Here is a 19,604-nt window from a genome sequence, read left to right as displayed (position 1 = left end):
CGTGTACGTGAAGTCCGCCAGGACCGGACCGGCCACGCGCGCGTGAAGCCCCCGCCGGTGCGTCCACGACCACGCGCGCGTGAAGCCCACCGGCCCTGGACCGGCCACGCGCGTGCACCCCCCACCCGTCCCGGATCCGCCCACGCGCGTGACGCCCCGTCCGAAAGAGAGGTCGGTCACGCGCGCGTGGGCACGGCACCCGCGGGCTCCGGCGCCCCGCGCCGGAACTCCCGGCGGCGGACGCCCGTAACTCCCGGTACGGGGCGCCCCGGCCCCCCGGCGGAGGAACCCCCGTACGGGCCCGCACTGTCGGACCACCCCGCTAGCCTCTTCCGGTGACCGCACGCATCAGCGACCCCGAGGAGCTCAAGGAGCTGCTCGGCATCCCGTTCACCCCGGAGCAGACGGCCTGCATCACCGCGCCGCTCGCCCCGCAGGTCGTCGTGGCCGGAGCCGGTTCCGGCAAGACGACGGTGATGGCCGCCCGCGTGGTCTGGCTGGTCGGCACGGGCCAGGTCGCCCCCGAGCAGGTCCTCGGCCTCACCTTCACCAACAAGGCCGCGGGCGAACTCGCCGAGCGCGTCCGCACCGCCCTCGTCCGCGCCGGCGTCACCGACCCCGACGTGATCGACCCCGACAACCCGCCCGGCGAACCCCGCATCTCCACCTACCACGCCTTCGCCGGACAGCTCCTCACCGACCACGGCCTCCGCATCGGCCTGGAGCCCACCTCCCGGCTCCTCGCCGACGCCACCCGCTACCAGCTCGCCGCGCGCGTGCTCCGCGAGGCCCCCGGCCCGTACCCGGCGCTCACCCGGTCCTTCCCGACCCTCATCACCGACCTGCTCGCCCTCGACGCCGAACTGGCCGAGCACCTCGTCCCGCCCGACCGGCTCCGCGCGTACGACTCCGACCTGCTCACCGCCCTCGCGGGCGCCAAGCTCAGCAACGCCGAGCTGCGCAAGGTCCCCGAGGCCGCCGCCGCCCGCCGCGAGCTGCTCGACCTCGTCGTCCGCTACCGCGCCGCCAAGCGCTCCCGCGACCTGCTCGACTTCGGCGACCAGATCGCCCGCTCCGCCGAACTCGCCACCACCCGGCCCGAGGTCGGCACGATCCTGCGCGAGGAGTTCCGGGTCGTCCTCCTCGACGAGTACCAGGACACCTCCGTCGCCCAGCGGCTGCTGCTCTCCGGCCTCTTCGGCCAGGGCACCGGACACGCCGTGACCGCCGTGGGCGACCCCTGCCAGGCCATCTACGGCTGGCGCGGCGCCTCCGTCGCCAACCTGGACGACTTCCCCGAGCACTTCCCGCACGGCGACGGCACCCCCGCGAGCCGCTACGCGCTCTCCGAGAACCGGCGCAGCGGCGGCCGCCTCCTCGACCTCGCCAACGGCCTCGCCGCCCCCCTGCGGGCCATGCACGCGGGCGTGGAGGCGCTGCGGCCCGCCCCCGGCGCCGAGAACGACGGCACCGTACGGATCGCCCTGCTGCCCACCCACGCCGAGGAGCTCGACTGGCTCGCGGACTCCCTCGCCCACCTCGTCCGCACCGGCCGCGAGCCCGGCGAGATCGCCGTCCTGTGCCGCACCGCCACCGACTTCCCCGCGATCCACGCGGCCCTCGTCGCCCGGGACGTGCCCGTCGAGGTCGTCGGCCTCTCCGGCCTCCTCCACCTGCCCGAGATCGCGGACCTCGTCGCCGTCTGCGAGGTCCTCCAGGACCCGGGCGCCAACGCCTCCCTGGTACGGCTCCTCACCGGCCCCCGCTGGCGGATCGGCCCCCGCGACCTCGCCCTCCTCGGCCGCCGCGCCCGCCTCCTGGTCCACCGGGGGAGCGGCGAGACCGACCCCGAGCAGCGGCTCGCCGCCGCCGTCGAGGGCGTCGACCCGGCCGAGGTGATCTCCCTCGCCGACGCGCTCGACACCTTCCTCGACTCCGGCGGCACCCCCGACGACGGCCTGCCCTTCTCCGCCGAGGCCCGGGTCCGCTTCGCCCGCCTCGCCGCCGAACTGCGCTCCCTGCGCACCTCCCTCGCCGACCCCCTCATGGACGTGCTCCACCGGGTCCTGAACACCACCGGCCTGGAGGTCGAGCTCTCCGCGTCCCCGCACGCCCTCGCCGCCCGCCGCCGCGAGACCCTCGGTCACTTCCTCGACGTCGCCGCCGGCTTCGCCTCCCTCGACGGCGAGGCCACCCTCCTCGCCTTCCTCGGCTTCCTGCGCACGGCCGTCCAGTTCGAGAAGGGCCTCGACAGCGCCCTGCCCGGCGGCGAGAACACCGTCAAGGTCCTCACCGCCCACAAGTCCAAGGGCCTGGAGTGGGACGTCGTCGCCGTCCCCGGCCTGGTCACCGGCCAGTTCCCCAGCGCACGCGCGCGCGAGGCGTGGACCTCCCAGCCGCAGGTCCTGCCGCACGCCCTGCGCGGCGACGCCGCCACGCTGCCGCCGATCGACGCCTGGGACGCCAAGTCCCTCGCCGCCTTCAAGACCGACATGCGCGAGCACCAGCACACCGAGGAACTGCGCCTGGGCTACGTCACCTTCACCCGCCCCCGCTCCCTCCTCCTCGGCTCCGGCCACTGGTGGGGCCCGAGCCAGAAGAAGCCCCGCGGCCCCTCGGACTTCCTCCTCGCCCTGTACGACCACTGCGAGGCCGGCCACGGCGAGATCGAGGCCTGGGCGGATGCGCCGGAGGAGGACGCGGAGAACCCGACCCTGGCGGCGGCGGACCGCGACGAGGCCTGGCCGCTGCCCCTGGACCGGGAGTCCTTCGCGCGCCGCCGGGAAGCCGCGGAGCGGGTGACGTCCCTGCTGTGGGCGGGCGCCCCGCAGGACGGAACGGAGGCGAGCGGCCCCACGGGCGCGGCGCCCGCCCTCCGGGCCCCGCGCCCCGAGGAACCCTGGGAGGACGAGGAGCCGGTCTGGGACGAGGAGCCCGTCTGGGACGAGGACGAGGAGGCCCTCCCCGAGGACACCCACGCGGACGCGGTGCCGGGCCCGAGGGCCCCGGAGCCCGAGAAGCCCGAGGAGCCCGCGGAGCCGGAGTCGGAGACATCCAGGGCCCCGGAGCCGGAGGCACCCGAAGGACCCGAGCCCCCCGAGGCCCCGGAAGACCCCGGCGCCCTCACCCCCGAGGACGCCAGGACCATCGCCTCCTGGGACCGCGACCTCACCTCCCTCACCACCGAGCTCCGCCGCGCCCGCGCCACCACCCGGGACGTCCTGCTCCCCCCGTACCTCTCCGCCTCCCAGGTGCTGCACCTCGCCGCCGACCCCGACGGCTTCGCGCGGGAGCTGGCCCGGCCGCTGCCGAAGCCGCCGCAGCCCGCCGCCCGCCGGGGCACCCGCTTCCACGCGTGGGTGGAGTCCCGCCACGAGGAGCTGCCGCTGCCGTTCCTCGGCCCGGAGGAGCTGCCCGGCGGCGAGGACTTCGCGGGCGAGCCCGAGATCCTCGACGAGCGGGACCTGGACGAGCTGAAGGAGGCCTTCGCCCGCACCCCGTACGCCCGCCGCACCCCGTACCGCGTCGAGGTCCCCGTGCACCTCTCCCTGGCGGGCCGGGTCGTCCGGGGCAGGATCGACGCCGTCTACCGGGACCCGGAGACCGGTGCGTACGAGATCGTCGACTGGAAGACCAGCCGGACGCGCAGCGCCGACCCGCTCCAGCTCGCGATCTACCGGCTCGCCTGGGCCGAGCAGCACGGCCTCGCGCCCGAGGAGGTGGCCGCCGCCTTCGTGTACGTGCGGACGGGCGAGGTCGCCCGGCCCGCCCGGCTGCCCGGCCGCACCGAGCTGGAGGCGATCCTGCTGGGCGGGGCACCCCCGGACGGCGGATAGGCTCATATGTATGAGCGAGACCCCGGACAGCGCCGTCCACGCAGTGCGCGCGTACATCGAGCGGCACCGCGCCGCCTTCCTCGACGACCTCGCCGAGTGGCTGCGCATCCCGTCCGTCTCGGCGCAGCCCGAGCGGGCCGGTGACGTGCGGCGCAGCGCCGACTGGCTCGCCGCCAAGCTCAAGGAGACCGGCTTCGCGACGGCCGAGGTCTGGGAGACCGCCGGCGCCCCCGCCGTCTTCGCGGAGTGGCCCTCGGACGACCCCGGCGCCCCGGTCGTCCTCGTCTACGGCCACCACGACGTGCAGCCCGCCGCCCACGAGGACGGCTGGCACACGGACCCGTTCGAGCCGACCGTGGTCGACGGCCGGATGTACGCGCGCGGGGCGGCCGACGACAAGGGCCAGGTGTTCTTCCACACCCTCGGCGTCCGCGCCCACCTCGCCGCCACCGGCCGCACGGCCCCCGCCGTCCACCTCAAGCTCCTGGTCGAGGGCGAGGAGGAGTCCGGCTCCCCGCACTTCCGCGAGCTGGTCGAGGCCCGCGCGGAGCGGCTCGCCGCCGACGCCGTGATCGTCTCCGACACCGGCATGTGGTCCGAGACCACCCCCACCGTCTGCACCGGGATGCGCGGGGTCGCGGACTGCGAGATCGAGCTGTACGGCCCCGACCAGGACGTCCACTCCGGTTCCTTCGGCGGCGCCGTGCCGAACCCGGCGACCGTCGCCGGCCGGATCGTCGCCGCCCTCCACGACGCCGACGAGCGCGTCGCGATCCCCGGCTTCTACGACGGCGTGACCGAGCTCACCGACACCGAGCGGGCCCTCGTCGCCGAGCTGCCCTTCGACGAGGCGGCCTGGCTGCGCACGGCCAAGTCGCACGGCACCCTGGGCGAGGCCGGCTTCTCCACCCTGGAGCGGGTCTGGGCCCGCCCCACCGCCGAGGTCAACGGCATCGGCGGCGGCTACCAGGGCCCCGGCGGCAAGACGATCGTCCCCGCCTCCGCCCACCTCAAGCTCTCCTTCCGGCTCGTCGCCGGCCAGGACCCGACCAAGATCGAACTCGCGGTACGGGACTGGCTCGCCGGACTCGTCCCGGCCGGGATCCGGTACGGAATCGTCTTCGGCGCCCCGACCCGCCCCTGCCTGACCCCGCTGGACCACCCGGCCCTGAAGGCGGTGGCCGGGGCCATGAGCCGGGCCTTCGACGGCGCCGAGGTCCGCTACACCCGCGAGGGCGGCTCGGGTCCGGCCGCCGACCTCCAGGACGTCCTGGAGGCACCCGTCCTGTTCCTCGGCATCTCCGTCCCGTCCGACGGCTGGCACGCCCCGAACGAGAAGATCGAGCTCGATCTCCTCATGAAGGGCGTCGAGACGACCGCTCATCTCTGGGGCGACCTGCCCGTCGCCCTCCAGGCCGCCGAGCGCTGAACCCACCACACCGAACCGGGGGAGTTGGAAGCAACCTGTGAGCACCTTGAAGAACGCGCCGGCCCTGAACAACGCGGCGGCCCCGGAGAACGCGCCGGGCGCCCCGGCCCCGGCGCACGCGTCGGCGGACCGCCCGATCTCGCTCACCGCCCCGAGCGGCATCGACCGCGCCGCCCACCACCGCCTCGACGAGGCGTGGCTCGCGGCGGCCTGGAGCCACCCCACGACCCGGGTCTTCGTGGTCTCCGGCGGCCAGGTGCTGATCGACGACCGGGCCGACGGCACCACCGAGCTGGTCATGACCCCGGCGTTCGAGGCCCCGGTCACCGAGACCCACCGCTACTTCCTGGGCACCGACGCCGACGGGGTCTCCTACTTCGCGCTCCAGAAGGACTCCCTGCCCGGCCGCATGGACCAGTCCGCCCGCCCCGCCGGGCTGCGCGAGGCCGGGATGCTGCTCTCCGACCGGGACACCGCCCTGATGGTGCACGCCGTGGCCCTGGAGAACTGGCAGCGCCTCCACCGCTTCTGCTCGCGCTGCGGCGAGCGCACGGTCATCGCCGCGGCCGGGCACATCCGCCGCTGCCAGGCCTGCGGCGCCGAGCACTACCCGCGCACCGACCCCGCAGTGATCATGCTGGTCACGGACGAGCACGACCGGGCCCTGCTCGGCCGCCAGGTCCACTGGCCGGAGGGCCGCTTCTCGACCCTCGCCGGCTTCGTCGAGCCGGGGGAGTCCATCGAGCAGTCGGTGGTGCGCGAGGTCTTCGAGGAGGCGGGCGTCACGGTCGGCGAGGTCGAGTACGTCGCCAGCCAGCCCTGGCCCTTCCCGTCCAGCCTGATGCTGGGCTTCTTCGCCCGCGCCACCTCCTCCGAGATCACCGTGGACGGGGAGGAGATCCACGAGGCCCGCTGGTTCTCCCGCGAGGAGCTGGCCGCCGGCTTCGAGAGCGGCGAGGTCCTCCCCCCGTACGGCATCTCGATCGCCTCCCGCCTGATCGAGCGCTGGTACGGCAGACCGCTCCCGAAGCCGGGCGACGTGATCTGACCCGCGCGGCCTTTCGCGCGCGTGAAAGAGCCCCTGCCGGACGGCGTGTCCGGCAGGGGCTCTTTTCGGCCACCCCGAAGGGGCGACGGAGGCTCAGGCGCCGATCTTCTGCTTGACCTGCGCGAGGCTCGGGTTCGTCAGGGTGGAGCCGTCCGGGAAGAGCACGGTCGGCACGGTCTGGTTGCCGCCGTTGGCCTTCTCGACGAACGCCGCCGAGTCCGGGTCCTGCTCGATGTTGATCTCCGTGTACGCGATGCCCTCGCGGTCCATCTGGCTCTTCAGCCGACGGCAGTAGCCGCACCACGTGGTGCTGTACATCGTCACAGTGCCCTGCATGGCCAGGCGCTCCTCTGGTTCTTCGTTCGCGTTCGCTGACGGGTCCGCACAGGAGAACGTACGACCCCTCCGTCCCATTCCCGCATTCGTACGACCGCAGCCCTCCGCCTGTGGACAACCCGGCGCACCGGCCCCGGGGGACCTGGCAGCATGGCGGGGTGACAGCAGCGACGCACTCCACTCTCTTCCCCCAGGTGCCGGAGACGGCCGACGCGGTGCTCGACGGACTCGACCCCGAGCAGCGCGAGGTCGCGCTCGCCCTGAGCGGCCCGGTGTGCGTCCTCGCGGGAGCCGGCACGGGCAAGACGCGGGCCATCACCCACCGGATCGCGTACGGGGTGCGGGCGGGCGTCCTCCAGCCCGCCGGCGTGCTCGCCGTCACCTTCACCAACCGCGCCGCGGGCGAGATGCGCGGCCGGCTCCGGCAGCTCGGCGCGGGCGGCGTCCAGGCCCGCACCTTCCACTCCGCGGCCCTCCGCCAGCTCCAGTTCTTCTGGCCGAAAGCAGTCGGTGGCGACCTGCCCCGGCTCCTGGAGCGGAAGGTCCAGCTCGTCGCCGAGGCCGCCGCCCGCTGCCGCATCCGGCTCGACCGGAACGAGCTGCGGGACGTCACCGGCGAGATCGAATGGGCCAAGGTCACCCAGACCGTCCCCGCCGACTATCCGGCCGTCGTCGCCAAGTCCCTCAGGGACGCCCCCCGCGACCCGGCCGAGATCGGCCAGATTTACGCCACGTACGAGCAGCTGAAGCGCGACCGCTCGGTGATCGACTTCGAGGACGTGCTGCTGCTCACCGTCGGCATCCTCCAGGACCGGCACGACATCGCCGACCAGGTCCGCCGCCAGTACCAGCACTTCGTGGTGGACGAGTACCAGGACGTCTCCCCGCTCCAGCAGCGGCTGCTCGACCTGTGGCTCGGCGACCGCGACAACCTCTGCGTGGTCGGCGACGCCAGCCAGACGATCTACTCCTTCACCGGCGCCACCCCCGACCACCTGCTGAACTTCCGCACCCGGCACCCCGGCGCCACCGTGGTCAAACTGGTCCGCGACTACCGCTCCACCCCCCAGGTCGTCCACCTGGCCAACGGACTGCTCTCCCAGGCCCGCGGCCGGGCCGCCGAGCACCGCCTGGAGCTGATCTCCCAGCGCGACCCCGGCCCCGAGCCGGTCCACACGGAGTACGCCGACGAGCCCGCCGAGGCCGAGGGCACCGCCCGCCGCGTCCGCGACCTCATCGCCGCCGGCGTCCCGGCCGGCGAGATCGCCGTCCTCTACCGGATCAACGCCCAGTCCGAGATCTACGAGCAGGCCCTCGCCGACGCCGGGGTGCCCTACCAGCTCCGCGGCGCCGAGCGCTTCTTCGAGCGCCAGGAGGTCCGGGAGGCGGGCATCGCCCTGCGCGGCGCGGCCCGCGCCGGGGGGAACGACTCCCTCCTCGACGACGCCGAGGACCTGCCCGCGCAGGTCAGGGCGGTCCTCTCCACCAAGGGCTGGACCACCGAGCCGCCCGCCGGCTCCGGGGCCGTCCGCGACCGCTGGGAGTCCCTCGCCGCCCTCGTCCGGCTCGCCGAGGACTTCGTCCGCGCCCGACCCGGCGCCACCCTCTCCGACCTGGTCGCCGAGCTCGACGAGCGGGCCGCCGCCCAGCACGCCCCGACCGTCCAGGGCGTCACCCTCGCCTCGCTGCACGCGGCCAAGGGCCTCGAATGGGACGCCGTCTTCCTGGTCGGCCTCACCGAGGGCATGATGCCGATCACCTACGCCAAGACCGACGAGCAGGTCGAGGAGGAGCGCCGCCTGCTGTACGTGGGCGTCACCCGGGCCCGGGTCCACCTCACGCTCTCCTGGGCCCTCTCCCGCTCCCCGGGCGGCCGGGCCTCCCGGCGCCCCACCCGCTTCCTCAAGGGCCTGCGCCCCGGCTCCGGCCCCCTCGGCGCCCCGGGACACGGCGGCGGCCCGGCCTCCGTCGAGCGGGGGACCGGCGCCGCCCGGCGCAGGCCGCGCGGCCCCGTCCTCTGCCGGGTCTGCGGCGCGACCCTCACCGAGGCGGGCGCGATGAAGCTGATGCGCTGCGAGGACTGCCCCTCGGACATGGACGAGGGCCTGTACGAGCGGCTCCGCGACTGGCGCGCCGAGCGGGCGGGCGAACTCGGCCAGCCCGCCTACTGCGTCTTCACCGACAAGACCCTCATGGCGATCGCCGAACGGGTCCCCGCGACCGGCGGAGAGCTCGCCTCGATCTCCGGCGTCGGGACCCGCAAGCTGAACCGCTTCGGAGCCGACGTCCTGGCCATCTGCGCAGGTGAGGAGGGAGGGAAGGGGGTCGGCGAGCTCTGAGGAAAACTCGTCGTAAAAATAGTTTGCGCCCGCCCCGTCAAGCCCCATAGGTTCTTAACCACGGAAACGGCGGCTTCTTCGAAGCCCTGTCTTCGTGCTGTACTTGTCCAAATAAACATGAGGGTCCGGCTCGCACCCGAGCCCTCCGAGACGCCGAGAGGAGGCGATTCCAGTGATCAGCTACACGATTCAGACCAGCACCGCCAGCTTCGTCAGCACCGCCAAAATGACCGATCGCTCGGTCGTCTCCGCCTGCACGCTCGGCCTCTCCGCCTCGGCGTTCATTGGCACCGGTCTGCCTACCACCGGTCTCTCCGGCCTCGGTATGCCCGGCGCCCTGGAGCTTCGCCCCTCCGTGGGCCTGCGCAACGAGCGACCGACCAAGGCACTGGAAGCAGGAGCAGCGGGCAAGGCCAAGGCCTATGCCTTTGCGGCGACCGGTGCCGGCACCCAGCAGCAGACGACGCACCACACGATGTGGGCCTTCCGTGGGCTCGAACCCTGGAGTGATCCAGCCTGATCCAGGATCAGGCAGGCGCCTTCAGGGCCGCGGAACCCCACCCGGGATCCGCGGCCCTTCTGTTTGTCCCCGAACGGGGACGGACGGGCGAAGGGGCCTCGGGACAGAAACACCCGGTACCAGCCGAAAGCCCGGCCAACAGGCCGGAACGACCAGACGAGGAAAGAACACCGTGCAACTCGAAGCGCACGCCCCGTCCGTACCGCCTTCCGCACCGCTCCCCCAGCCCGGCCGCCCCACGGAGGACCCCGCTTTGACCCCCCTCACCGCGCTCACCGCGCTCGACGACGCCATCGAGAACCTCGGCGTCCCCGTCCCCTGCCGCTCCTACGACCCCGAGGTCTTCTTCGCGGAGTCCCCGGCCGACGTGGAGTACGCGAAGTCCCTCTGCCGCACCTGCCCGCTCATGGCCGCCTGTCTCGCCGGCGCCAAGGAGCGGCGCGAGCCGTGGGGCGTCTGGGGCGGTGAGCTCTTCGTCCAGGGCGTGGTCGTCGCCCGCAAGCGGCCGCGTGGCCGTCCGCGCAAGAACCCGGTCGCGGCATGAACGCCACCGGAACCATCGACCGCCCCCACACGCACGATCCCCAGAAGCAGGCCCCGATGACCTCTTCCACCAGCGAGCCCGCCGGCTCCGCGACCCCCAGCTTCTCCCCCGCCGCCGCGCCCGTGGCGCGTCAGAACAGGACCCGTGAAATGCAACTCATCCCAGAAGCCCTGGCCCGTGCCCATATGCACGACCGACGGCGTGAGGCCGACGCGGAACGCCAGGCCGTGCGCCTGGTCGCCGCCCGGCGTATGCAGCGCCGCGCCGAGCGCGTCTCGCTGCGCGCCCGCCGCGCGCTCGCCATGGCCGTCATGCACTGAGAACCCGCGCCCTCCGGGGCGCCGTCGCGGGGGCCGGTCCTTCAGGACCGGCCCCCGCGGTGCGTGGTGCGGGACCGCGGGCGCCCGGCCGGGCTATCGTCGCAAGGGTGAACGACGCCGGTGCACCCGAGGAGCCCCTCACCTGCGCGCGCTGCGGCAGGACCGCCGACACCCTGCCGCTGACCTGGACCCGCGCGGTCGAGGACGGCCGCCGGGTGTACTTCTGCGAGGACTGCTCCCGGGCCAACCTCCGCGCCATCGAGGGCAGGCTCGACTCCTCCTGGTGGTGACGCCTCCTAGTCGACCTCGACCTCGACCTCGACCTCGGCCTCGGCCTCCGGTTCCGCCTTTGTCTCCGGCTCCGGCTCCGCGAAGCCCGGGAGCCACTCGTCCAGTTCGTCGCGCAGACGGACCGTCGCGTTCAGCTGGCACAGCACCCCGATGGTGCTCAGCGTCACCCGGTGTATCAGCAGGTACGAGGGCGGCAGGTTCAGCTGCTTGCCCAACTGGTGCGCGGGGGAGCGGGGGTCGGCGATCCGGGCCGCCTGGGTCCGCATCCAGGAACGGGTGAAGACGAACGACTCCGCCTCGGCCGGCTCGATGATCGGCAGCAGGTACTCCAGGACCGCGTCCGGATCGAGCGAGACGGTCTCCTTGACGAACCCCTCCGCGCGCAGCAGGTCGTGAACGGTCTCGGCCTCGCCGGCGAGCGTCATCCGCAGACAGGTGCCGATCGTCTCGGGCAGCCCGCCCGGCAGCCGGTCCACGGTGCCGAAGTCCAGGACACCGAGCCGCCAGCCCTCCGGGTCCCCCTCCCCGTCGGCTCCTTCGTCCTGCCCGGTCCCGGGCAGCAGCCGGAAGTTTCCCGGATGCGGATCGGCGTGCAGCAGACCGGTGCGCGCCGGGCCGGAGAAGAGGAACCGGGCGAGGAGCTGACCCGCCCGGTCCCGCTGCTCCCCGGTGCCGTCCGCGATCACCTCCGCGAGCGGCAGGCCCTCCATCCACTCGGTCACCAGGACCTGGTCCGACTGGTGCACCACCGCCGGGACCACCACGTGCGGGTCGTCCGCGAACTCCTCCGCGTGCTTCCGCTGGGCCGCCGCCTCCAGGGCGTAGTCCAGCTCCTCCGAGACCCGGTCCCGCATCTCGGCGATCAGCGGCTTGATGTCCATGCCCGGCACCAGCGGGCCGAGCAGCCGGGCGAAGCGGCTCAGCTGCGTCAGGTCCGAGAGCAGTGCCTCCCCGGCGCCCGGGTACTGCACCTTGACCGCGACCTCGCGCCCATCGTGCCAGATGGCCCGGTGCACCTGCCCGATCGAGGCCGCGGCCGCCGGCTTGTCCTCGAACTCCAGGAACAGCTCCCGCCAGTCGGCGCCCAGCCGCTCCTCCAGGACCGCGTGCACCGTCCGCGTCGGCATCGGCGGCGCCGCGTCCTGGAGCTTCGTCAGCGCCGCCCGGTAGGGCCCGGCGACCTCCTCCGGCAGGGCCGACTCGAAGACGGAGAGGGCCTGCCCGAACTTCATGGCCCCTCCCTTCAACTCCCCGAGGACCTTGAAGAGTTGATCGGCCGTGCGTTGCTGGAGCTCGCGGGCGACGATCTCCGCGGACCTGCCGCCGATCCGCTTGCCCAGGCCCCAGGTGGCCCGGCCCGCGAAGCCCAGGGGCAACGCGGCCAACTTGGCGGTCCGGGTGACCGCCTTCCGGGGAAGATCAGACATGCGCCCCTCCATAACCCAGACTGCCGTGCCGCGCGGGACCGTTACCCCGCCATTGTGTCGTGCGCGTCCAGCACCGCCGAGGCGCGCTCCCCCTCTCCTCCGCGCGCCGCCCCGCAGGGGCAGGCCGGATGGGGTCTCAACCGCTCCGACCGCCACTCCAGGAACGGCAGCGACGCCTCCCAGCGGGTGCCCGTGCTCGCCGGCAGGTCACCGTCCAGGAAGGCGAGGGCGTGCGCGGCGGTCAGTCCCGCCACCGCCGTGGCCAGCCCCAGGTCGCAGGCGGGCAGCGGATGCGGGGCGCCGGAGCGCCACTGGGCGAGCAGCCGGGGCCGGACCGGGTCCCGGTCCGTCCGCTCCTCCTGGAGGCAGCGGGCGCAGGCCGTGCCGCCCGGCAGCACCAGCGGCCCGACCACCCCCGTGGCCTCGACGACCCCGGCGTACAGGTGGGGGGTGCCGGTGGAGACCCACCACTCGGCCGGGAGCGGATCGGGGACGTACGCGCCGAGCCCGTCCCTCGGCGTCACCACCACGAGTGAAAGCCCGGCCCCACCCCTCCCTTCACCCGCGCCACCGTTTCCCCCGCCCGGCCCGCCGCCCACCCCGCTCCTTCCTTCGCCCGCCCCGGCGCCGCCCCCGCCGCCCCTTCGGCCCCAGCGTGCGGTGCCCCGTGACCAGTGGCCGACCAGGCGCCGGGCGGCCGTCGCCCGGCGTTCGCCGACGGCCTCGGGCGGCAGGCCGCCCGGGGCCGTCTCCCAGGGCTCGACCCGGCCCGAGTCCAGCACCTCGACCCGGCCCACGCCCGCCGCCGCGAGCAGGGCCGCCACCGTCGCCCCCACCCGCCCCGCGCCCCGCACCTGGACGCGCAGGGCCCGCCGGGCCGCCAGGACCCCCGCCGCCCGCTCCGGCTCGGGGTGGACCACGGACAGGGAGGCCAGGTCCGCCCGGAGGGGATCGAGGGCCGCGTCCGCCGCCCCGGCGGCCGGACCCGCCCGCCCGGGCCGCCCCGTCGCCCCGTCCGTGAGCAGCCCGGCCGACTCCAGGCGGCCGAGGAGCGCCTCCAGCCGCCCGTCCGGCAGACCGCGCGCCCGCGCCTCGGCCCGCAGCAGCTCCACCCCGCGCGTCCCGTCGAGCAGCCCGAGCACCGCCTCCGTCTCCGGGCCGACCGGGTCGAGCACCACGGCATGGGCCGGAGTGACCCCGAACTGCACGCACCGCAGGCTCCGCCAGGCCCGCCGCAGTGCCGGTTTCACCATCGGATGCATTTCCCCGCCCCCGTCCGCACTCATGGCCCGCGCCCATGATCCGCACGCGCGATCCGCATTCATGATCGACAACGGATTTCCGCCGTCACGGGAGTGAGAATGCCCCCGCCGCCCCGACCCGTGCGGAAAGTTGTCCACAGGCCGGGGGATTAGTCATTCAAATGGGGCGCGGTGCGGCCGGACCGTTCCCGAAACCGTCCCGGCAACGGGTAACGTCGGGGCCGTGCCCGCCGACCCACGACGCAGCGTCACCAGCAAGCCGCCCCGCGACCCGGGGCCGAGCGCGGTCGAGGTCCGCAGGAGCGCGCGGCGCAGCAGGACCGTCTCGGCCTACCGCGAGGGCGACCGGACCGTCGTCCTCATCCCCGCCCGGATGTCGGAGGCGGAGGAGCGGCGCTGGGTCGGGGTCATGCTGGACAAGCTCGCCGCCAAGGAGAGCCGGAGCGTCCTCGGCGACCGCGAGCTCACCGAGCGGGCGCTCCGCCTGTCCGGCCAGTACTTCGACGGCCGGGTCCGCCCCGGCTCGGTCCGCTGGGTGACCAACCAGAACACCCGCTGGGGCTCCTGCACCCCCTCCGAGGGCAGCATCCGCCTCTCCCACCGGCTCCAGGGGATGCCCGAGTACGTCGTCGACTACGTCCTCCTGCACGAGCTGGCCCATCTGCTCGTCCCCGGCCACGGTCCCCGCTTCTGGCGGCTCCTGGAGGCCTACCCCCGCACCGAGCGGGCCCGGGGCTACCTGGAGGGCGTGGTCGCCGCCGACCGCCTCCCCCACTTCCCGGGCCACCCCGGCCGCCCGGACGACGAGGGCCTCTCCGACGCTCGCGAGGAGTGACGGCGCCGCCACGCCCGGGCACGCGGATTTCCCGATTCCGTACCGAAAACGACCTGGCCTGTCTCAATGTCGCACGCAGCGGTTAGCCTGGCGCGAGCATTCGCCATTCGGGATGGGGGACGGTCGTTACGCATGGCCAGGGAATTCCAACGCGGCCACAAGGCCAAGATCAGTGATCTGACCGCGGGGACCGATCTGTACGTGGGCGTGCAGATCGCGGCGCCCGGACTGACTTTCGACATCAGCTGCTTCGGCCTCGACGCCGACGAGCGGCTCTCCGACGACCGCTACTTCGTCTTCTTCAACCAGCCGAAGTCGCCCGAGGAGTCCATCCAGCAGCTCGGCGCCCAGGCCGGTGACACCGAGTCCTTCCGCGTCACCCTCGACCGCATCCCCGCGCACATCCACAAGCTGTCCTTCACCGCCACGATCGACGGCGCCGGCCAGATGTCCCAGGTCGGCCCCGGCCACCTGCGGATCGTCGCGGGCGGCGAGGAGGTCGCCCGGTACGCGTTCACCGGAGCGGAGTTCTCCACCGAGCGCGCGGTGATGCTCGGCGACTTCTACCTCAAGGACGTCTGGCGGTTCGCCGCCGTCGGCCAGGGCTTCGACGGAGGCCTGGAGGCGCTCCTGCGGAACTTCGGCGGCGAGGTCGCCGAGGAGGAGCCCGCCGCCCCGCAGCAGCAGGCGGCCGCGCCCGGCTTCGCCCCGCCGCCCCAGGCGGCGGCGCCCCCGGCCTTCGGTGCCCCCGCCCCGGCTCCGGCACCCGCCCCCGCGTTCGGCGCCCCGGCGGCCCCGCCCGCCCCGGCACCCGCGCCCGTCCCGCCGGCGCCGCCGGTCCACACGGCGCCCACGATGGTCGCGCCCCTGGCCCCGGCCCCCGTGCCCCCGCCCGCCCCGTACGGGCAGACCCCGCCCCCGTACGGGCAGGTTCCCGGGCAGACCCCGGGCCAGTACCCCGGCCACGGCCAGCCGCCGGGGACCCCGCCCCACGGCCACCAGCAGCCGTACGGCCAGCAGCCCCCCTACGGGCAGACCCCGCCCCCGTACGGCCAGCAGCCGCCCGCGTTCGGGCAGCAGCACGCGGGCGTGCCCCAGGGCGTCCCCGCCGCCGGCGCGGGCCTCGCCGCCGCGCTCGCGCCGTACAAGGAGACCGCCACCGGCTCCCGCTGGACCCCGCAGAACCAGCAGCTCATGCGGGTCGACCTCGCCATGGGCGGCACGCCCGTCCTGGCCCGGCAGGGCTCCATGGTCATGTACCAGGGCAAGGTCGACTTCGGCTACAAGGGCGCGGGCTTCGCCGGCCGGATCGTCGGCAACGCCACCGGCCAGGAGATGCAGCTGATGCGCTGCACCGGCCGCGGCCAGGTCTTCCTCGCCGAGGAGGGCGCCCAGCTGCACCCGATCGAGCTCCAGGGCGACGGCATCTGCGTCTCCGCCGAGAACGTCCTCGCGTTCGACGAGACCCTCCAGTACGAGATCCGCCGCATCGAGGGCCACGGCATCCCCGGCGGCGCCCTCTTCACCATGCAGTTCCAGGGCAGCGGAACGGTGGTCGTGAAGACCCGCGGCATCCCCGTGGTCCTCCCGGTCACGCCCACGACCTTCGCCGACTGCAACGCCGTCGTCGCCTGGTCGTCCGCCTCCCAGGTCATCCTCTCCAGCCAGGTCCGCCTGCGCCGCAACGCCTACCCGGGCCACAGCGGGGAGACCGTGAACCTGCAGTTCCGGGGCGCCCCCGGCAACTTCATCGTCGTCCAGCCCTACGAGGTCTGAGGGAGCCCGAAGCCATGAACCAGCAACTCGCGGGCTACGTCCCGACCCCCGTCGCGGCCCGGATGGAGAACCACGGCAGCGCCATGCTCAAGGTCGCCATGGCGAGCGGCCAGGACCTCTACGCCCGCTCGGGCTCGATGGTCGCCTACGAGGGCTTCATCACCTACGAGCCCAACCCGCCCGCCGTCCGGCAGTACGCCCAGCAGTGGGCCACGGGCGAGGGCGCGCCGATCATGAAGTGCTCCGGCGACGGCCTGCTCTACCTCGCCGACTACGGCGCCGACGTCGTCGTGATCAACCTCAACAACGACTCCCTGTCGGTCAACGGCACCAACCTCCTCGCCTTCGACGCCCACCTCCAGTGGGGCGTCGAGCGGGTCAAGGGCCTCGCCAAGTTCGCCGGGCAGGGCCTGTTCAACGTGACGATCGCCGGCACCGGCTGGGTCGCGCTCACCTCGCGCGGCACCCCGATCGTCGTCGACTGCGGCCGCGGCGAGGACGAGACGTACGTCGACCCCGACGCGCTCGTCGCCTGGTCGCCCGCGCTCAAGGTCAAGGGCAAGCGCAGCTTCAAGGCCTCCTCCCTCATCGGACGGGGCAGCGGCGAGGCGTACCAGATGGCCTTCTCGGGCCAGGGCATCGTCGTCGTACAGCCGAGCGAGGACAGCACCGACCGCCTGCGGGTCCGGGGCTGAGGGGGAGCGAGAACACACCATGCAGAGCCCGCTTTTCAACCACGCCGAGCAGCAGAGCCAGGAGCGGTACGTCGTCCAGAACCCGCAGCTCCTGCGGGTCAGCCTGACCGGACAGGACGACGTCCTCGCCCGCAAGGGCGCCATGGTCGCCTACCAGGGCCTCATCGACTTCGACGGCGAGTACCAGACCGCGAACCAGCGCCGGGCCCGCGCCCGCACCGGCGAGGGCCTCGACCTGATGCGCTGCTCCGGGCAGGGCACGGTCTACTTCGCCAACCTCGCGCAGTACGTCCACGTCGTGGAGGTCGAGCAGGAGGGCCTCACCGTCGACAGCGCCTACGTCCTGGCGCTCGACTCGACCCTCCACACCGAGGTCATCGCCGTCGACAGCCAGTACGGCGTCTCCGGCTCCGGCAAGTACCAGCTCAACATCTCCGGCCGCGGCAAGGTCGCCCTGATGACCTCCGGGCAGCCGCTGATGATGCAGGTCACGCCCGAGAAGTACGTCAGCGTCGACGCGGACGCGATCGTCGCCTGGTCCACCGGCCTCCGCGTCCAGATGCAGGCGCAGACCCACAACTCCAGCGTCCGCCGCCGACGCGGCGACACCGGAGAGGGCTGGGAGCTCAGCTTCCTCGGACAGGGCTTCGCCCTCGTCCAGCCCAGCGAGGTCATGCCCCCGCAGCACGCGGCCATCGGCCAGGGCATCGCCGCCCAGTACGGGGCCGGACAGCACGGCGTCCACGGCCAGAACCAGAACAACGCCTGGAACTAGGCAGGGGTACGGAGGAGGGGGCGGGCGCCGGTCGGGCGCCCGCCCCCTTCCCGTCTCCTCACAGCCGCGCCAGCGTGCCCTCCAGGAGACGGACCACCGACGCGTCCGCCGTGCCCGCCACGTCCTCGTACGCGAACCAGCGCAGGTCCAGCGACTCCTCGCTGATCCGCTCCACCGCGTCCGCCGGGGCCAGGGCCGCGTACTGCACGTCCAGGTGCCAGTGGCAGGGCGGCGGGATCGGGTGCCGGTCCAGCCGCACCGGGCCGCCCGGCAGCAGGACGAGCCCGGGGATCCCGGACTCCTCCGTCGCCTCCCGCAGCGCGGCGGCCTCGACCGTCGCGTCGCCCGGCTCGCAGTGGCCGCCCATCTGGAGCCACAGGCCCAGCTTCTTGTGCAGGGTCAGCAGCACCCGGCCCCGCGAGGGGTCGACCACCAGCGCGCTGGACGTCAGGTGACCGGCCGAGCAGGGCTTGTACATGCCGTCCGGGTGCGCGTCCAGGTGGTCCAGGTAGACCTGGCGCAGCTCTTCCTGGCCCCCGTACTCCTTGAGCACGAGGACCGCGTCGTCGTGCAGGGTCACTCCTTGCCGTCCCCGCCGCCGCTGCCGCCCTTGTCCCCGCCTTCGGTCCCGTCCTCCGGGGCGTCACCCTTCGGGGCGTCGCCCCGCGCCGCCTCGCCCAGCATCTTGTCCAGCTCGGAGAAGTCCAGGTGCTCGCGGTGCACGAAGCCGTCCGGGTCGTCCAGGTCGGTCGCCGTCGGCAGCATGTCCGGGTGCTCCCACAGACCGTCCCGGCCGTCGACCCCGCGCGCGTCGGTCAACGAGGCCCACAGGCGCGCCGCGTCCCGCAGCCGCCGAGGCCGCAGCTCCAGACCGATCAGGGTCGCGAAGGTCTGCTCGGCGGGACCGCCCGACGCCCGGCGCCGGCGCAGCGTCTCGCGCAGCGCGTCCGCCGAGGTCAGACGGGTCTTGGCGGCCTCGTGGACCACCGCGTCCACCCAGCCCTCGACCAGCGCGAGCGCCGTCTCCAGACGGGCCAGGGCCGCCTTCTGCTCCGGGGTGTCCTCCGGCTGGAACATGCCCTGCTGGAGCGCCTCCTGAAGCTGCTCGGGATGCGTCGGGTCGAGCTGGCCCACCGCCTCCTCCAGCTTCGAGGTGTCGACCTTGATCCCGCGCGCGTACCCCTCGACCGCGCCGAACAGGTGCGCCCGCAGCCACGGCACGTGCGCGAAGAGGCGCTGGTGGGCCGCCTCGCGCAGGGCCAGGTAGAGCCGCACCTCGTCCGAGGGCACGCCCAGGTCCTTGCCGAAGGCCTCGACGTTCAGCGGCAGCAGCGCGGCACGCCCGGCCGGGCCCAGCGGCAGGCCGACGTCGGTCGAGCCGACGACCTCACCGGCGAGCGCGCCCACGGCCTGCCCGATCTGCTGGCCGAACATGGCGCCGCCCATGGAGCGCATCATGCCGATCAGCGGGCCCGCCATGGCCTGCATCTCCTCCGGCAGCACGTCGCCCATGGCCGTGCCGACCCGCTCGGCGACCGGGTCCACGAGCTGCTGCCACGCCGGCAGCGTCGCCTCGACCCACTCCGCGCGGCTCCACGCCACGGCGACGTTCGCACCGGAGGGCAGCGAGGTCACCTGGTCCAGCCAGAGGTCGGCCAGGCGCAGGGCCTCCTGGACCGCCGACTTCTCGGCCGGGCCCACGCTGGCGTCCTTGGTGCCGTCGGGGGTGCCCTGGGCCACCACCTGGCGGGCGATCTGCTTGGCCATGTCCCAGTTCACGGGACCGCCCTCGTAGCTCAGCATCTGCCCGAGCTGCTGGAAGGCCGCGCCCAGGTCGTTGGGGTTCAGCGAGCCGAACATCGCCGCGAACGGATTGTCCGCGCCGCCCGGTCCTCCCATGCCCGGCAGTGCGCCGAAGCCGAACGGGTTCGCCCCGAACGGGTTGCCGCCCTGGCCACCGGACCCCTGGCCACCTCCGGCGGGGTCCTTCTTCTTGCCCTCGTCGCCGTCCTCCGGCTCCTCCGGCGGAAGGCCGAATCCGAATGGGGTGTCACTCACAGGTTTCCTCGGCTCGTAGGGCCGCCGGCCTCCTGCCGACGGCGACTGCCCGACCAGAGCCTGCCCACGACAGGCTCCGCACACCACCAGCGTAGACATCCGGGCCGGAAACG

Annotated in this window: 17 protein-coding genes; 12 read left to right on the top strand and 5 right to left on the bottom strand. The window is 73.9% G+C overall.

Annotation, left to right across the window (positions count from 1 at the left end):
• Positions 1–335 precede the first annotated feature (335 nt).
• The 3 genes from ACIQD7_RS27640 (at position 336) to nudC (ending at position 6,313) form a co-directional block, all read left to right on the top strand.
• Positions 336–3,836 carry a UvrD-helicase domain-containing protein gene (locus ACIQD7_RS27640; RefSeq protein ID WP_402445072.1) on the top strand — a complete coding sequence of 1,167 codons (3,501 nt, stop codon included), beginning with the start codon at positions 336–338 and terminating at the stop codon, positions 3,834–3,836.
• A gap of 10 nt (positions 3,837–3,846) precedes the next feature.
• Positions 3,847–5,265: a dipeptidase gene (locus tag ACIQD7_RS27635; RefSeq protein WP_402445070.1), complete on the top strand. Its 1,419-nt coding sequence runs from the start codon at positions 3,847–3,849 to the stop codon at positions 5,263–5,265.
• Between the two features lie 64 nt (positions 5,266–5,329).
• Entirely contained in the window at positions 5,330–6,313 is a 984-nt protein-coding gene (nudC, locus tag ACIQD7_RS27630; protein WP_402445196.1) for an NAD(+) diphosphatase, read from the top strand.
• A gap of 93 nt (positions 6,314–6,406) precedes the next feature.
• Here the strand turns inward: nudC and ACIQD7_RS27625 are convergent, their stop codons facing one another.
• A complete protein-coding gene (locus tag ACIQD7_RS27625; RefSeq protein ID WP_062752343.1) occupies positions 6,407–6,649 on the bottom strand; it encodes a mycoredoxin in 243 nt (80 codons plus the stop codon).
• Between the two features lie 158 nt (positions 6,650–6,807).
• Here ACIQD7_RS27625 and ACIQD7_RS27620 point away from each other — a divergent pair, with 158 nt between their 5' ends.
• From ACIQD7_RS27620 to ACIQD7_RS27600, 5 genes are all read left to right on the top strand, one after another.
• A complete protein-coding gene (locus tag ACIQD7_RS27620; protein WP_402445068.1) occupies positions 6,808–8,988 on the top strand; it encodes an ATP-dependent DNA helicase UvrD2 in 2,181 nt (726 codons plus the stop codon).
• 172 nt (positions 8,989–9,160) lie between these two features.
• A complete protein-coding gene (locus tag ACIQD7_RS27615) occupies positions 9,161–9,508 on the top strand; it encodes a hypothetical protein (protein ID WP_121831594.1) in 348 nt (115 codons plus the stop codon).
• 172 nt (positions 9,509–9,680) lie between these two features.
• Positions 9,681–10,052, top strand: coding sequence for a WhiB family transcriptional regulator (locus tag ACIQD7_RS27610; RefSeq protein ID WP_402445067.1), 372 nt, complete (start codon positions 9,681–9,683; stop codon positions 10,050–10,052).
• Positions 10,049–10,372: a hypothetical protein gene (locus ACIQD7_RS27605; protein ID WP_121831596.1), complete on the top strand. Its 324-nt coding sequence runs from the start codon at positions 10,049–10,051 to the stop codon at positions 10,370–10,372. Before ACIQD7_RS27610 ends, ACIQD7_RS27605 begins: the two co-directional genes overlap by 4 nt.
• Positions 10,373–10,479: 107 nt before the next feature.
• The gene (locus tag ACIQD7_RS27600; protein WP_121831597.1) at positions 10,480–10,662 is read left to right on the top strand and encodes a hypothetical protein; all 183 of its coding nucleotides are present in this window, start codon (positions 10,480–10,482) and stop codon (positions 10,660–10,662) included.
• A gap of 6 nt (positions 10,663–10,668) precedes the next feature.
• On the opposite strand, the gene ACIQD7_RS27595 is transcribed toward ACIQD7_RS27600, so the two are convergent.
• Positions 10,669–12,090 (bottom strand): ABC1 kinase family protein, encoded by a 1,422-nt coding sequence (locus tag ACIQD7_RS27595; protein ID WP_402445064.1) that lies wholly within the window; start codon positions 12,088–12,090, stop codon positions 10,669–10,671.
• Positions 12,091–12,131: 41 nt separating this feature from the next.
• The gene (locus ACIQD7_RS27590; RefSeq protein ID WP_402445062.1) at positions 12,132–13,352 is read right to left on the bottom strand and encodes a TOMM precursor leader peptide-binding protein; all 1,221 of its coding nucleotides are present in this window, start codon (positions 13,350–13,352) and stop codon (positions 12,132–12,134) included.
• 223 nt (positions 13,353–13,575) lie between these two features.
• Here ACIQD7_RS27590 and ACIQD7_RS27585 point away from each other — a divergent pair, with 223 nt between their 5' ends.
• The 4 genes from ACIQD7_RS27585 to ACIQD7_RS27570 all read left to right on the top strand — a co-directional run bounded on the left by ACIQD7_RS27585 (position 13,576) and on the right by ACIQD7_RS27570 (position 17,433).
• Complete coding sequence (locus ACIQD7_RS27585) at positions 13,576–14,187, top strand: M48 family metallopeptidase (protein WP_402445061.1); 612 nt, start codon at positions 13,576–13,578, stop codon at positions 14,185–14,187.
• Positions 14,188–14,319: 132 nt separating this feature from the next.
• Positions 14,320–15,963: a TerD family protein gene (locus ACIQD7_RS27580; RefSeq protein WP_402445060.1), complete on the top strand. Its 1,644-nt coding sequence runs from the start codon at positions 14,320–14,322 to the stop codon at positions 15,961–15,963.
• A gap of 14 nt (positions 15,964–15,977) precedes the next feature.
• Entirely contained in the window at positions 15,978–16,658 is a 681-nt protein-coding gene (locus ACIQD7_RS27575; RefSeq protein ID WP_402445059.1) for an AIM24 family protein, read from the top strand.
• A gap of 19 nt (positions 16,659–16,677) precedes the next feature.
• Positions 16,678–17,433 (top strand): AIM24 family protein, encoded by a 756-nt coding sequence (locus ACIQD7_RS27570; protein WP_402445057.1) that lies wholly within the window; start codon positions 16,678–16,680, stop codon positions 17,431–17,433.
• Positions 17,434–17,491: 58 nt separating this feature from the next.
• Here the strand turns inward: ACIQD7_RS27570 and ACIQD7_RS27565 are convergent, their stop codons facing one another.
• Together ACIQD7_RS27565 and ACIQD7_RS27560 are read right to left on the bottom strand one after the other, a co-directional pair.
• The gene (locus ACIQD7_RS27565) at positions 17,492–18,013 is read right to left on the bottom strand and encodes an NUDIX hydrolase (RefSeq protein ID WP_402445056.1); all 522 of its coding nucleotides are present in this window, start codon (positions 18,011–18,013) and stop codon (positions 17,492–17,494) included.
• Positions 18,010–19,491, bottom strand: a complete 1,482-nt coding sequence (locus ACIQD7_RS27560; RefSeq protein WP_402445054.1) for a zinc-dependent metalloprotease — start codon at positions 19,489–19,491, stop codon at positions 18,010–18,012. The genes ACIQD7_RS27565 and ACIQD7_RS27560 overlap by 4 nt, the downstream gene beginning before the upstream one ends.
• Positions 19,492–19,604 lie beyond the last annotated feature (113 nt).

This window comes from Streptomyces sp. NPDC093071 (assembly GCF_044754545.1).
GTDB lineage: Bacteria > Actinomycetota > Actinomycetes > Streptomycetales > Streptomycetaceae > Streptomyces.
Note: the sequence above shows the minus strand (reverse complement) of the source record. Positions and strands in the feature narration are given on the sequence as shown.

What these genes read in the sequence shown, in the direction of transcription:
- ACIQD7_RS27635 (WP_402445070.1), top strand. Translation starts at nt 3,847, where the DNA reads ATGAGCGAGACCCCGGACAGCGCCGTCCACGCAGTGCGCGCGTACATC.
- ACIQD7_RS27625 (WP_062752343.1), bottom strand. Translation starts at nt 6,649, where the DNA reads ATGCAGGGCACTGTGACGATGTACAGCACCACGTGGTGCGGCTACTGC.
- ACIQD7_RS27605 (WP_121831596.1), top strand. Translation starts at nt 10,049, where the DNA reads ATGAACGCCACCGGAACCATCGACCGCCCCCACACGCACGATCCCCAG.
- ACIQD7_RS27595 (WP_402445064.1), bottom strand. Translation starts at nt 12,090, where the DNA reads ATGTCTGATCTTCCCCGGAAGGCGGTCACCCGGACCGCCAAGTTGGCC.
- ACIQD7_RS27590 (WP_402445062.1), bottom strand. Translation starts at nt 13,352, where the DNA reads ATGCATCCGATGGTGAAACCGGCACTGCGGCGGGCCTGGCGGAGCCTG.
- ACIQD7_RS27580 (WP_402445060.1), top strand. Translation starts at nt 14,320, where the DNA reads ATGGCCAGGGAATTCCAACGCGGCCACAAGGCCAAGATCAGTGATCTG.
- ACIQD7_RS27575 (WP_402445059.1), top strand. Translation starts at nt 15,978, where the DNA reads ATGAACCAGCAACTCGCGGGCTACGTCCCGACCCCCGTCGCGGCCCGG.
- ACIQD7_RS27570 (WP_402445057.1), top strand. Translation starts at nt 16,678, where the DNA reads ATGCAGAGCCCGCTTTTCAACCACGCCGAGCAGCAGAGCCAGGAGCGG.